Raw genomic sequence first — 13,574 nt, 5'->3', positions numbered from 1 at the left:
GGCCCTGTGCTCCGACCCGGCATGGAACGTCCTTCGGGTGTGGTGACCAACGACACGGCGCCCCACCCTATGGCCGCCGGGCCGCCCGTGGGGGGCGGCACTCCCGTGCGTGGTTGGATGGACGGGTGACTGGTGACCTGATCCCCGGCGCCGCCGGCGCCGCACCCGCCGACGCCCCCGTGGACCCGGATCTGGTGGTCAGCCTCGACGGCGTCGGCGTACGCCGCTCCGGCACCGCGCTGCTGCACGACGTGCACTGGCGGGTGGAGGTGGACGAGCGCTGGGTGGTGCTCGGCCCGAACGGCGCCGGCAAGACGACGCTGCTGAACCTCGCCGCCGGCCGCCTCTTCCCGACCACCGGCACCGCGCACGTGCTCGGCGAACGGATCGGCCGGACGGACGTCAACGAACTGCGGACCCGCATCGGTCTCACGACGGCCGCCCTCGCCGAGCGGCTGCCGGCCGACGAGCGGGTCAGCGACGTGGTGGTCACCGCGGCCTGGTCCGTGGTCGGCCGCTGGCGCGAGAGCTACGAGCGCGCCGACGAGGCGCGGGCCCGCGCGCTGCTCGGCCAGCTCGGCGTCGGCGGGCTCGCCGACCGCACCTACGGCACCCTGTCCGAGGGCGAGCGCAAGCGGGTGCAGATCGCCCGCGCCCTGATGACCGACCCCGAGCTGCTGCTGCTCGACGAGCCGGCCGCCGGTCTCGACCTCGGTGGCCGTGAGGACCTCGTGGCGCGGCTATCCGAGCTGGCGTACGACCCGGACGCGCCGGCCATGGTGCTGGTCACCCACCACGTCGAGGAGATCCCGCCCGGCTTCACCCACGCGATGCTGCTGCGGGAGGGGTCCGTGGTGGCGCAGGGGCTGCTCGGGGACACGCTGACCGGCGACAATCTCTCCAAGACGTTCGGTCTCCCACTGATCGTCGACCGCGCCGGCGACCGCTACACCGCGCGCGCCGCCTGAGGGGCGCGTCCCGCATCCCGCCGACCAGACAGGAGGTGTCCGGTGGCGCAGACCCGGGTGGCCGTGGTGGGCAGCGCGAACATGGACCTGGTGGCGACCGCCCCGGCCCTGCCCCGGCCCGGCGAGACCATGCTCGGCACGGACTTCGTGATGGTGCCCGGCGGCAAGGGCGCCAACCAGGCCATCGCCGCCGCCCGGGCCGGTGCCTCCTGCGCGTTCCTCGGTGCGATCGGTTCCGACTCGTTCGGCGTGACGCTGAAGGCGCGGATCAGGGCGGCCGGGGTGGACACCGGGCACCTGCGGGTGGTGTACGGCATCTCCGGCGTGGCGCTCGTGATGGTCAACGCCGAGGGGGAGAACGCGATCCTCGTGACCCCGGGGGCGAACGGCGCGTTCACCGACCTCACGGAGGAGGAGTGCGGGGCCGTACGCGCCGCCGACGTGCTGGTGGCCCAACTGGAGATCCCCGTGGAGACGGTGACCGAGGCGGCCGTGGCCGCGCGGGACGCCGGCACCCGCGTCGTCCTCAACGCCGCCCCGGCGCGCCCGCTCCCCGACGACCTGCTGGCCGCCGTCGACGTGCTCGTGGTGAACGAGCGCGAGGCGCACGCCCTCACCGGGCGGGGGCGGGAGGATCCGCGGGCCCTGCTCGACCTGGCGCCCCGGGCGGTGCTCACGCTGGGCGCCGAGGGCGCCTGGTACGGCGACCGGGACGGGACGGCCGTGCACGTGCCCCCGGTCAAGGTCGACGTGGTCGACTCCACGGCGGCCGGTGACGCCTTCACGGCGGCGCTCGCCGTCGGCTGGGGCGAGGGGCGTGACCTCGTGGACGCGGTGCGCTGGGCGGCGGCGGCCGGTGCCGCCTGCGCGCGCCGGCTCGGTGCCTCCGTGGCCCTGCCGTTCCGGGCCGAGATCGACGAGCTCTACACGCCGGCCTGACCGGCGCCCTTCGCGCCCACCGGCGGTGCCGCGCCCGTCCGGAAGGCCCGCCGGTATGCCGAGGGCGAGGTCCGCATGGCCCGGCCGAAGTGGTGCCGGTACGTGACCGGCGAGTCGAACCCCACCGCGGCCGCGACCTCCTCGACGGACGCCTCCGTCGTCTCCAGCAGCGCCAGGCTGGCCCGTACCCGCTGGGCGACCAGCCAGCGGATCGGGCTCGTCCCGGTGGCCCGGCTGAAGTGCCGCAGGTAGGTGCGGGTCGACATGTGCGCCTGCCGGGCGAGTCGGGCGACGGTCAGTGGCTCCGCGAGATGGGCCAGCGCCCAGGCGATGCTCCGGGCGATCCGGTCGTCGTCCGGGTCGGCGGTCACCGGCGCCTCCACGAACTGTGCCTGGCCCCCGTCGCGGTGCGGCGGGATCACCAGCCGGCGCGCGACGGCGTTGGCGACCGCCGCGCCGTGGTCCCGGCGGACGAGATGGACGCAGAGGTCCAGACCGGCCGCGCTTCCGGCGCTGGTGAGCACGTCGCCGTCGTCGATGTAGAGCACGTCGGGGTCCACCTCGACGGCCGGGTACCGGCGGGCCAGCAGGTCCGCGTACCGCCAGTGGGTGGTCGCCCGCCGCCCGTCGAGCAGACCGGCGGCGGCCAGCGCGAACGCGCCCGAGCAGATGGACGTGATCCGGGCGCCGCGCCGGTGCGCCCGGCGCAGCGCGGCGACGACCCGGGGCGAGGGGTCGGCGGTGACGTCCGGCACGCCGGGCACGATCACGGTCCCGGCCGAGGCCAGCACGTCCAGGCCGTACGGGGTGTGCAGGCTGGCGCCGCCGACCACGGGCACGGGGCCGGGCCGCTCCGCGCAGACCCTCAGGTCGTACCAGGTGACGTCCAGCTCCGGCCGGGGCAGGCCGAACACCTCGGTGACGATCCCGGTCTCGAAGACCGACATGCCCGGGTACGCCAGCACGGCGACCGTACGATCGACCGCCGCGCCGGAGGCGTGGTGGACCACGGGCGGGTCGAGCAGCCGGGACATGGCGGGATGTTAGCGGAGGACGGCGTCGACGCCACTCGCCGGCACCTCGCGGTCGGCCGCAGGATCGGTGCCATGACGTACACCTTCGCCGTCCCGGCGGCCGACCCCGTGACCGCCGCCGCGCACTTCTTCGCCCGACTCAGCTTCGAGACCGACGTGAGCGACGTACACGCGGACCTGACCGCCGGGACGCCGGGTCTGGTGGTGGTCGACTCCCGTGGCGCGGACGCCTGGGCGCAGGGACACCTGCCGGGCGCCGTGCACCTGCCGACCGCCGAGATCGCCACCCGCGCGGCCGAGCTGGTCTCGGCCGGCTCGGCGGTCGTGACCTACTGCTGGGGCCCCGGCTGCAACGGCGCGACCCGGGCGGCGCTCGAGTTCGCCCGGCTCGGTCATCCGGTGAAGGAGATGCTCGGCGGCTACGAGTACTGGGTCCGGGAAGGACTGCCGGTGGTGACCGGGGCGGGGCTGACCCGGCGCCCGGTCGATGACCTGACCGCGCCCCGGTCGACGGTCAGCTGCGACTGCTAGGCGCCTACTCGGCCTCGTCGGTGAGCTTCTCGCCCCGCCGGCGCAGCATGCCCAACCCGGGGATGCCGGCGACGGCGAGCTTGAGGTCGCGGGTGACCTCGAGCAGGTCGTGCAGGTCCGGGCCGACGCGGTCCAGGGTCGCGAGGATCGGCAGGACGTCCGCGGTCAGGTGCTCGCGCAGCTTCGGCAGCTCGTCCACCAGCCGGATGGCGGCGGTCACCTCCTCGTGGCTGAGCTGCTCCACGAAGCGGGTGGCCATCGGCGCGGCCCGGCGCAGCGCCGGCTCGTACGCCGCCAGCAGCTCGGCCGCGGTGGCCGCCGACTCCGCCGCGGTGCCGACGGCCGCGGACGCCCGCGCCGCCACGGAGGTGGCGTTCTCGACGGCGCTGGTCGCCGCGGCGCTGATCACCCCGACCTCGCGGACCGCCGCCTCGGCGTCGGTGACCACCCGGTCCGCGCGGTCCAGCGTCCGCTCGATCCGGTCCACCAGGCCGTTGATCCGGGTCAGCAGCGCTTCGACCCCGTCCAGCACGGCGAACGCGCGGGCGGGCACGGCCGCGAACGAGGCGGCCGAGCCGACGGCGTGGTCGAGGGCGGCGCGGGTGAGGCCGACGACGGTGGACGGCCGGGGGAGGGGAATCGCCATGGCACCCAGTGTGCGTCGCCGGCGCCCGCACCGCCTGGCCGGGCGGGCCCGGCGCGCGTCCCGTCGCGTCCGCCCGGATGTCAGTGCCGGTCGGTGTGCTGCTCGACCGCGCGCTGCACGGCCCGGTAGATCTGGCCGAACCGCAGCGCGTCGGGCGTGCTCAACAACAGTTCCTCCCGGCCGTGGTGCTGCACCCACAGCTCGTGCACCCGGTTGCCCCGCTCGTAGGAGCGGTCCAGCCAGCCGAGCGGCAGTTCGAGGAACGGGGCCAGGGCGAGCGCACCGACCACGCACGCGGCGAGGATGACCAGCGCGAGGATCCACTCGCCGCGGGCCTGCGCGGACCAGACCAGCGACACGACGCAGAGCAGTGCCACCAGCGGCGGGAGCGACAGCAGGAGGACCAGCACGCCGCGCCCGAGCACCCGCCCCCGCACGGCGAGCGTCGTGCGCCCCCGGGCGTGCCAGACGTACGTCACGTCGGCCAGCGCCACGACGCGCCCGCCGGCCCGAATCGACTCGGAGGTCACCTGCACCGCGTCGTCCCGGTAATAGACCGCCATCACTCAGCCTAAGCACGTCCCGCCAAACGCGGCGCGGTGTCCGTTGCGTGGGGTGGGGACAGCGGGCGGCGGCCGGTCCCCGTACCGTCGCCGGCATGGGTGAGCAGACCACCGAGCAGGAGCGCAACGTCGAGGTGGTGCGGCGCTACCTGCGTACCTTCGTCACGAAGGACCTGGCCGAGCTGCGTGCGGTGGTCGCGGACGACGTGGCCGTCTACGGGTCGGGCACCGCCGTACGTGGCCGCCGGTTCGTGGAGCAGGCCGTCGCCTCGCCCGGGCTCACCGTCGTCGACCAGGAGATCCTGGAGGTGTTTCCGGCGGGGGACCGGGTCACCGTGGTGCTGGCGCAGACCTACCGCCGGGACGCGACCGGCGCGACGGCGGTGCAGAGCGCCTGCAAGATGTACCGCCTGGCGCACGGGCGGATCGTGCAGTTCTGGGGCGAGCAGGACCTCTACGGCCTGCTGCGCGGCCTCGGCATGCTGCCGGACACCCCGATCCGCTTCTAGCCCCGCCGACCCGGACCGCGCGACGGGCGGGCGGTCACGGCGGCGGCGCCCGTGGCCGCCCGGCCTCCGCCCTGTTCGACGGCGCGCTGCACGGCGCGGTAGATCTGGCCGAACCGCAGGGCGTCACCGGTGCACAGCAACTGGACGGGCCGGCCGCGCCAGCGCACCCAGAGTTCCCGCTGGCGGCTGCCGCGGGCGTACGACCGGTCCAGGTGCTCGAAGAGGAAGTCGGCGACCGGCCCGACCGCGAGCCCGACCAGCACGGAGACGCCGACGATCGCCACGGTGACCGTGGGGGAGCGGTCCAGCCGGATCGCCAGGGCGATGCCGAGGACCGCCGCGACCAGTGGCCCGGCCATGGCGGCGCCGATCGCGCCGCGCCCGGCGAGGACCCGCCAGGAGCGGCTGCCCCGCCGGTGCCAGACCATGCTGATCTCGGCGAGCGGGAACGTGCGGCCGTCCACCCGGACGGCGGTGGAGGTGACCTGCACCGACCTGTCGTCGTAGTACGTGACCATGGCTGGACTCCCGGGCCCGGGGCTGCTACCAGACTACGTACCCCAACGAGGCGGGCCGTATGGTTGGCACGCGACTTCGACGAGGAAGTGAGGGCGGCGTGAGCGAGTTCGTGCGGCTGGAGACCAAGGACGGCATCGGCACCATCCGGCTGGAGCGCCCGCCGATGAACGCGCTCAACACCCAGGTGCAGGAGGAGTTGCGGGCCGCCGCCACGGCGGCGTCCGCCGACACCGACGTCCGCGCCGTGATCGTGTACGGCGGGGAGAAGGTCTTCGCCGCGGGCGCGGACATCAAGGAGATGGCCGACATGTCCTACGTGGACATGGCGTCGCGGGCCGCGGACCTCTCCAGCGCGCTCGGCGCGATCGCCCGGATCCCCAAGCCGGTGGTCGCCGCCATCACGGGGTACGCCCTGGGCGGCGGCTGCGAGCTGGCGCTGGCCTGCGACTGGCGGGTGGTGGCCGAGGACGCGAAGCTCGGCCAGCCGGAGATCAAGCTGGGGATCATCCCGGGCGCCGGCGGCACCCAGCGACTGGCCCGGCTGGTCGGCCCGGCCCGGGCCAAGGACCTCATCATGTCCGGGCGGATGGTCGACGCCCAGGAGGCGCTGCGGATCGGGCTGGCCGACCGCGTCGTACCGGCCGCCGACGTCTACTCGACCGCCGTCGAGCTGGTCCGCCCCTACGTCACCGGGCCGACGCAGGCGCTGCGCGCCGCGAAGCTCGCCGTCGACGGCGGACTGGACATGGACCTGAACTCCGGCCTGGCCTGGGAGAGCCAGCTCTTCGCCGCGCTCTTCGCCACCGACGACCGGCGCGAGGGCATGGCGGCCTTCGTGGAGAAGCGGAAGCCGGACTTCACCGGCCGCTGACCGCGTACGTCGGGCCCGGTCGCCGTGCGGCGGCCGGCCCGGCGCGTCCCGCCGTCAGACCCAGCCGCGGCGGACCGCCTCCATGCCCGCCTGGAAGCGGGTCTCGGCGCCCACCGCCGTCATGATGCGGTGCACGTGCCGGTGCACCGTGCGTACGCTCCAGCCGAGCGTGCGGGCGATCCGCTCGTCGGTGGCCCCGCCGGCCAGCAGGCCGATGAGCTCGACGTCCCGCTCGGAGAGCTGGTCGGGGTGTTCGTCGGCGGCGGACGCCGCGGCGCCGCCCCGGACGCCGGTGCGGTTGATGGCGACCGCCCGCTCCCAGATCGCCTCGAACAGCTCGCTCACCGCGCTCAGCAGCGACGACGGGTGCACGAGGTAGGCGGCGTCGGCCAGTTGACCGGCCGCCATGACGGGGATGAGCGCGAGCCGGTCGTCGCAGAGCATCATCTTCATCGGCACGTTGCTCGCGACGCGGGCCCGTTCGCCGCCCTGGATGCCCCGCCAGATCTCCGCCATCCGCCCCGGGATCGCCAGCGCCGACCGGTCGTAGATGACCCGGTAGGTGAGGCCCCGGTCGGCGAGCTGCTGGGTCTCCTCCGAGTTGCCGCTCACCGGGTTGTCGAGGTAGGGCGGCCGGTCCATGCCGCGGATCTGCACCTTCGCCTCACGCTGGAGGCGTACGAGGGTGGCGCGCAGGTTCGCCCCGCCCTCGATGACCTCCACGAGTTCGGCCGGGTGGCGGCCGGTGCCGCCGCTGCGCCGGATCTCCTTGGCCAACTGGTCGGCGTGCGTACGCAGGCGCAGCAGCTCCCGTTCCCGCTCGGCGATCAGGACGGTCGCCACCTGGTCCGGTGGCGTCGCCGCGTACCGGGTGGGGCGCCCGGACAGCCGGGTCGCCAGACCGCGGTCGACGAGGCGCCCGAGCGTACGGCTGAGTTGCGCCCGGGAGAGCGCGACGTGGCCGAGGAGGTCGGTGGCGGTGGCCTGTCCCCGCCGGGTCAGCGCCTCGTAGACGCGCTCCTCGGGTTCGGAGACCCCCACCACATGCCACATCCGTCGCCTCCGTCGGGAACCCGCCAGCTGTCCGGAACATGAACGCCCCGCAACATTGTCCGTCCTTTCGCACCCGTGCCAAGATCACCCGTCGATGCGCGCCGATTTCGTGCCGGGAATCACCCTTCACCTGGCCCGCAGGTGCGTCACGGCCTCAACGGCGAGGCCGGTCCGTGGCGTCACTGGTAAGGAGTTCTTGGATGGCCGTGCCCATACGGTCGAGACGGGTCCACAGAGGCCGGCTCGGCGCGCTGATCGCAGCCCTCACCCTGTCGCTGCTCGCCTCCGGCCCGCTGCCCGCCGCCCCGGCGCAGGCGGCTCCCGCGTCCGCGCCGCCCACCGCCTCGTCGCCGAGCTGGGAGGCCATGCGCTACACGCCCGCCGGCTGCAACACCGCCGCCGAGGGCACGCCGCTGGCCCGCTGCTACGCGCTCGGTCGCGCCACCGAGGACGGCCGGCTCGTGCAGCAGGAGTCCGCGCCGCCGGCGGGCGCGCTCGGACCGGCCGACATCCGGTCGGCGTACAAGCTGCCCGACGGAGGTGCGGGCAGGACCGTCGCCGTCGTGCTCGCCTTCGGCTACGAGGCCGCCGAGGCCGACCTCGCCGTCTTCCGCGCCCACTACGGGCTGCCGCCGTGCACCAGCGCCAACGGCTGCTTCCGGAAGGTGGACCAGCGCGGCGGTACCGACTACCCGCCGGAGGACCCGGACTGGTCGATCGAGGCCGCCCTGGACCTGGACGCCGTCTCCTCCGCCTGCCCGAAGTGCAACCTCCTCCTCGTGCAGGCCGACGACAACTCGCCGGCCAGCCTCGGCGCCGCGGTCGACACGGCCGCCCGGCTGGGCGCGACGGTCATCTCGAACTCGTACGGCATCGCCGGCGAGACCCCCTTCCAGGAGCTCTACAACGCCCACTACGACCACCCCGGCGTCGCCGTCGTGGTGGCCAGCGGCGACATCGGGAACCTCCAGAGCTACCCGGCGACCCACCCCGACGTGATCGCGGTCGGCGGCACCCGGCTCACCCGGGACTCCTCCCCGCGCGGCTGGTCGGAGACCGCCTGGGTGAACGCCGGCAGCGGCTGCTCCCTCTACGAGCCGCGACCGGAGTACCAGGCCGGGGTCGACACCCGCTGCGGGGACAAGCGGGCCACCGCGGACATCTCCGCCGTCGCCGACCCCGAGTCCGGGCTGGCCGTCTACAACACCCTCGGCCAGGACGGGTGGGCGCAGTGGGGCGGCACGTCCCTGGCCGCTCCGCTCGTCGCCGGGATGTACGCGCTCGCCGGTGACCCGCTGCCCGGGTCGTACCCGGTGACCTACCCGTACCGCAAGGACAAGACGGCCGGGCTCTTCGACATCACCGAGGGCTCCAACGGATGGTGCGGTGACCTGCTGTGCAACGCGGGGCCGGGCTGGGACGGGCCGACGGGCCTGGGATCGCCCAACGGGGTGTCGGCCCTGACGCTCGGCGCGACCGGCCGGATCACCGGCACCGTGACGACCGGCCGGACGAACGGCGCGGTCGCCGGCGCGACGGTCACCGCGACGGACGGTACCGGCGCCGCGTTCCGCGCGACGACCGACGCGCAGGGCCGGTACGACCTGCGGCTGCCCGCCGGCGGCTACGACGTGGCCGTCACCGAGTTCGGCTACCGCGCCCCCGCGGCGGCCCGGCTCACCGTGGCGGCCGACGCCGAACTCACCCACGACGTCACGCTGACCGCCCTCGCGAGCCGCACCCTGACCGGTACGGTGACCGACGGCTCCGGGCACGGCTGGCCAATCCACGCGCGGATCTCCATCGACGGCTACCCGGGCGGCGCGGTCCTCACCGACCCGTACACCGGCCGCTACGAGGTCGACCTGCCGGTCGACAACAGCTACACCCTGCGCGTGTCCCCGGTCGACCTGCCCGGCTACGTCACCGGCACCGTGACGGTGCGGGTGGACCAGCAGCCGAAGGGCCGGCCCCGCGACGTACGGCAGGACGTGCGGCTGAGCGTCGACACCGCGTCGTGCACCGCCCCGGGCTACGCCCCGCGCTACGAGGGGGCCAACGCCGACTTCACCGGCTGGACCGGCGACACCCCGAAGGACGGCTGGCGGACCACCGACGAGGCCGGTGGCGGGCAGACCTGGCGCTTCGACGACCCCAACGGCAAGGGCAACCTGACCGGCGGCACCGGCGGCTTCGCCACGGTCGACGGCTGGAGCCAGCCGGGCCCGATCGACACGAGCCTGGTCAGCCCGCCGGCCGACCTGACCGGTGTGACCGACCCGGTGATCGGCTTCGACACCGACTACTCGAGCTGGGACACGCAGACCGGCGACGTCGACCTCAGCCTGGACAACGGCGCGACGTGGACGAACGTCCGGCACTACGCCGGCGACGCCGTCAACGGCCACGTGGAGATCCCGGTCCCGCAGGCCGCGGGGAAGTCCGGTGTGCTCGTCCGCTTCCGCTACCAGGGTGAGACCGACGACTGGTGGCAGCTGGACAACGTGTTCGTGGGCCGGCGGTCCTGCGCCGCCGTGCCGGGCGGACTCGTCGCGGGGCAGGTCCGCGACGACAACACCGGCGCGGCGCTCATCGGCGCGACCGTGACCGCCGGTGGCGCGGTGGACGCCACCAGCCGGGCCACCCCCGAGGACGCGAACCTCGCCGACGGCTTCTACTGGCTGTTCGCACCGGGGACCCGCCCGGTCACGATGACCGTGTCCGGTCGGCACTACGGAGACGCCACGGCGACCGTACGCATCGACCCCGACGGCGTCACCCGGCGCGACTGGCGGCTGGAGGCCGGCCGGCTGGACGTCCGCCAGTCGGACCTCTCGGTGGCCGTCCGTCCGGGCCGCAGCGTCACGCGGAAGGTGCGGCTGACCAACGACGGCGACCGGCCGCTGCGCGTGAACCTCGTCGAGCAGGACCGCGGCTACTCGCCGGCCGCCGGCGGGCGCCGCGCGACCGCGCCGGAGGCGCCGCTGGTCCGGGTCCGGACGGAGACGTCCGTGGCGGCCCGCGGTCGGGGGCACGGCTCCCCGCCCCCGCCGCAGCAGGCGGGGAACGGCACGGCGTGGACGACGCTGCCCGACTACCCGACGCTGGTGATGGACAACCTGGTCGCCGACAACGACGGCACCGTCTACTCCGTCGGCGGCAGCGGGGACTCCGGTTCGCTCGCCGAGGGGTACGTCCTCGACCCGCAGGCCGGGTCGTGGAGCCGGATCGCCGATCTGCCCGAGCCCCGGGCGGCCGCGGTCGGCGGTTTCGTCGACGGCCGGCTGTACGCGGTCGGCGGGTGGGACGAGGCGAGCAACGCCGCGACGACGACGTACGCCTACGACCCGATGACCGACCGGTGGTCGCGCCGGGCGGACCTGCCCAGCGGCGTGACGGCCGCCGCGGCGGCCTCGGTCGGCGGCCGCCTGTACGTGGTGGCCGGCTGCACGACCGGCGACTGCGAGCCGGCGTCGAACCGGACGTACCGCTACGACCCGCGTACCGACACGTGGAGCAGGCTGGCCGACTACCCGCTGGCGGTCGCGTTCCTCGCCTGCGCTCCGGCCGGTGACGGGGTGGTCTGCGCGGGCGGCATCGACCCCGGCCGGCGGGTCCCGACGAACGAGGCCTTCCGGTACTTCGCGGAGTCGGACACGTGGGTGCCCACCACGCCGCTGCCGATCTCGCGCTGGGGCATGGCGTACGCCGGTGCGGGCGGCAAGCTCCAGGTCGTCGGCGGCATCGCCGCGGGATCGGTCAACAACGAGGCCCTGGAGTTCGACCCGGAGACCGGGGTGTGGACGGAGCTGCCGAACGCGAACAACGCGCTGTACCGGGGCGGGGCCGCCTGCGGCCTGTACCAGGTCGGCGGTTCGCTCGGCTCGTTCGCGATCACCCCGTACGCCCAGCACCTGCCCGGTCACGACGCCTGCGTCCGCGGCAGTGACGTGTCGTGGCTGTCGGTCGACCGGACCGAGGTGACCATCCCGGCGGGACGGTCGGTCACGGTCACGGTGACGGCGGCCGCCCCGGCCGTCGCCGGGCACGGCGTGTACCGGGCGCGGCTCGCGTTCGACACGGACACCCCGTACCGGACCGAGCCGCTCACGGTGGCCATGACGCTGCGCTGACACCCCCCGACCGCGCCCGCCCGGACGACCCCTCCCGGGCGGGCGCGGCCCTTTACCGGCCGGGCTACCCGAGCGGACGGGACAGGGTCGCCGGCGCCTGGTGACCGGTGGGTAACCTGTGACCCCGGCCACGGACGAGGGGAGCGACCATGCAGCGGATCGAGGGTCACGGTGGGGAGCTGGCGCTCGCGGCGCTACGCGCGTACGGCGTGCGGGAGATGTTCACCCTCTCCGGCGGGCACGTGTTCCCGCTCTACGACGCCGCCCACAGGAACGACTTCCCGATCTACGACGTCCGGCACGAGCAGTCCGCGGTCTTCGCGGCCGAGGCCGTGGCGAAGCTCCAGCGGCGTCCGGGCCTCGCCGTGCTCACCGCCGGCCCGGGCGTGACCAACGGCATCTCCGGCCTGACCAGCGCGTACTTCAACGCCTCGCCGGTGCTCGTGCTGGGCGGCCGGGCGCCGGCGTTCCGCTGGGGCTCAGGCAGCCTCCAGGAGATGGACCACCTGCCGCTGGTCGCCCCGGTCACCAAGCATGCCGAGACGGTCTTCAGCACCGACGACATCCCCCGGGCCGTGAACGCCGCGCTCACCACGGCGCTCACCCCGCACCGCGGCCCGGTGTTCCTCGACTTCCCGCTGGAGACCGTCTTCTCGGTCACCGACGCCGACCTGCCGGCCCCGCCCGGCATCGCCCCCGTCGAGCCCGACCCGGACGAGGTCGCCCGCGCGGCCCGCCTGGTCGCCGCCGCCGAGCGGCCGGTCATCATCGCCGGGTCGGACGTGTACGCCGGTGACGCCACCGCCGCCCTGCGCGAGGCGGCCGAGGCGTTGCAGGTGCCCGTCTTCACCAACGGCATGGGCCGGGGCTCGCTGCCGCCGGAGCACCCGCTGGCCTTCGCGAAGGCCCGCCGGGCCGCGCTCTCCGGCGCCGACGTGGTCGTGGTGGTCGGCACCCCGCTCGACTTCCGGCTCAACTTCGGCGACTTCGGCGACGCCAAGGTGGTGCACGTCGTCGACGCCCCGAGCCAGCGGGCCGGGCACGTCCAGCCGGCCGCCGCCCCTGCCGGCGACCTGCGGCTGATCCTCTCCGCGCTGGCCGACCACCCGGGCGACCGGGTCGACCACGCGGGCTGGATCGCCGACCTGCGTGCCGCCGAGGACGCCGCCAAGGCCCGCGACGCCGAGGAGATGGCCGCCGAGACCGACCCGATCCGCCCGGCCCGGGTCTACGGCGAGCTGCGCAAGGTGCTGGCCCGGGACGCCATCACCATCGGCGACGGCGGCGACTTCGTCTCGTACGCCGGGCGCTACCTCGAACCGGCGCAGCCCGGCACCTGGCTGGACCCGGGCCCGTACGGCTGCCTCGGCACCGGCATGGGTTACGCGATGGGCGCCCGGGTCAGCCACCCGGACCGGCAGATCTGCGTGCTGATGGGCGACGGCGCGGCCGGCTTCTCGCTGATGGACGTGGAGTCGCTGGTCCGCCAGAAGCTGCCCGTGGTCATCGTGGTCGGCAACAACGGCATCTGGGGGCTGGAGAAGCACCCGATGCGCGCCATGTACGGCTACGACGTCGCGGCCGACCTCCAGCCGGAACTCCGCTACGACCAGGTGGTCACCGCGCTCGGCGGGGCCGGCGAGACGGTGGCGAAGTCCGCCGACCTCGGTCCGGCGCTGCAGCGCGCCTTCGACGCCGGGGTGCCGTACCTCGTGAACGTCATCACCGACCCGGCCGACGCGTACCCCCGGTCGTCGAACCTCGCCTGACGGCCGCCGCGCCGCCGCCGTGGACGCACGGCGGCGGCG

Annotated in this window: 12 protein-coding genes; 7 read left to right on the top strand and 5 right to left on the bottom strand. The window is 74.8% G+C overall.

Annotated features, from left to right (window positions below; genetic code table 11):
* Window positions 1–125 precede the first annotated feature (125 nt).
* Both OG994_RS18490 and OG994_RS18485 read left to right on the top strand, forming a co-directional pair.
* A complete protein-coding gene (locus OG994_RS18490) occupies window positions 126–968 on the top strand; it encodes an ABC transporter ATP-binding protein (RefSeq protein ID WP_328850437.1) in 843 nt (280 codons plus the stop codon).
* A 42-nt stretch (window positions 969–1,010) separates the two neighbouring features.
* Window positions 1,011–1,907: a ribokinase gene (locus OG994_RS18485; RefSeq protein ID WP_120328614.1), complete on the top strand. Its 897-nt coding sequence runs from the start codon at window positions 1,011–1,013 to the stop codon at window positions 1,905–1,907.
* On the opposite strand, the gene ftrA is transcribed toward OG994_RS18485, so the two are convergent.
* Window positions 1,892–2,941 (bottom strand): transcriptional regulator FtrA, encoded by a 1,050-nt coding sequence (gene ftrA, locus OG994_RS18480; RefSeq protein ID WP_120328613.1) that lies wholly within the window; start codon window positions 2,939–2,941, stop codon window positions 1,892–1,894. The genes OG994_RS18485 and ftrA overlap by 16 nt on opposite strands.
* A gap of 72 nt (window positions 2,942–3,013) precedes the next feature.
* Between ftrA and OG994_RS18475 the strand changes: the two genes are divergently transcribed.
* Window positions 3,014–3,472, top strand: coding sequence for a rhodanese-like domain-containing protein (locus OG994_RS18475; protein ID WP_120328612.1), 459 nt, complete (start codon window positions 3,014–3,016; stop codon window positions 3,470–3,472).
* A gap of 4 nt (window positions 3,473–3,476) precedes the next feature.
* Here OG994_RS18475 and OG994_RS18470 read toward each other — a convergent pair whose 3' ends face one another.
* Both OG994_RS18470 and OG994_RS18465 read right to left on the bottom strand, forming a co-directional pair.
* Window positions 3,477–4,118 carry a hypothetical protein gene (locus OG994_RS18470; RefSeq protein WP_120328611.1) on the bottom strand — a complete coding sequence of 214 codons (642 nt, stop codon included), beginning with the start codon at window positions 4,116–4,118 and terminating at the stop codon, window positions 3,477–3,479.
* A gap of 80 nt (window positions 4,119–4,198) precedes the next feature.
* Window positions 4,199–4,681, bottom strand: coding sequence for a DUF6232 family protein (locus OG994_RS18465; RefSeq protein WP_120328610.1), 483 nt, complete (start codon window positions 4,679–4,681; stop codon window positions 4,199–4,201).
* A 95-nt stretch (window positions 4,682–4,776) separates the two neighbouring features.
* Here OG994_RS18465 and OG994_RS18460 point away from each other — a divergent pair, with 95 nt between their 5' ends.
* Window positions 4,777–5,190: a nuclear transport factor 2 family protein gene (locus OG994_RS18460; RefSeq protein ID WP_120328609.1), complete on the top strand. Its 414-nt coding sequence runs from the start codon at window positions 4,777–4,779 to the stop codon at window positions 5,188–5,190.
* Here the strand turns inward: OG994_RS18460 and OG994_RS18455 are convergent.
* Window positions 5,187–5,708: a DUF6232 family protein gene (locus OG994_RS18455; protein WP_120328608.1), complete on the bottom strand. Its 522-nt coding sequence runs from the start codon at window positions 5,706–5,708 to the stop codon at window positions 5,187–5,189. The two genes, OG994_RS18460 and OG994_RS18455, sit on opposite strands and share 4 nt — an antisense overlap.
* A gap of 98 nt (window positions 5,709–5,806) precedes the next feature.
* Here OG994_RS18455 and OG994_RS18450 point away from each other — a divergent pair, with 98 nt between their 5' ends.
* Window positions 5,807–6,580 (top strand): enoyl-CoA hydratase/isomerase family protein, encoded by a 774-nt coding sequence (locus OG994_RS18450; RefSeq protein ID WP_120328607.1) that lies wholly within the window; start codon window positions 5,807–5,809, stop codon window positions 6,578–6,580.
* Window positions 6,581–6,634: 54 nt separating this feature from the next.
* On the opposite strand, the gene OG994_RS18445 is transcribed toward OG994_RS18450, so the two are convergent.
* Window positions 6,635–7,633 (bottom strand): helix-turn-helix domain-containing protein, encoded by a 999-nt coding sequence (locus OG994_RS18445; RefSeq protein ID WP_120328606.1) that lies wholly within the window; start codon window positions 7,631–7,633, stop codon window positions 6,635–6,637.
* Window positions 7,634–7,833: 200 nt separating this feature from the next.
* On the opposite strand from OG994_RS18445, the gene OG994_RS18440 reads away from it, so the two are divergent.
* Together OG994_RS18440 and OG994_RS18435 are read left to right on the top strand one after the other, a co-directional pair.
* On the top strand, window positions 7,834–11,766 hold the full coding sequence (locus OG994_RS18440; RefSeq protein WP_120328605.1) for a carboxypeptidase regulatory-like domain-containing protein: 3,933 nt from the start codon (window positions 7,834–7,836) through the stop codon (window positions 11,764–11,766).
* Window positions 11,767–11,915: 149 nt separating this feature from the next.
* Window positions 11,916–13,535: an acetolactate synthase gene (locus OG994_RS18435; protein ID WP_120328604.1), complete on the top strand. Its 1,620-nt coding sequence runs from the start codon at window positions 11,916–11,918 to the stop codon at window positions 13,533–13,535.
* Window positions 13,536–13,574 lie beyond the last annotated feature (39 nt).

The organism is Micromonospora globbae, assembly GCF_036184225.1.
Lineage (GTDB): Bacteria > Actinomycetota > Actinomycetes > Mycobacteriales > Micromonosporaceae > Micromonospora > Micromonospora globbae.
The sequence above is the reverse complement of the archived record's forward strand: the minus strand, read 5'-3'. Positions and strand labels throughout refer to the sequence as shown.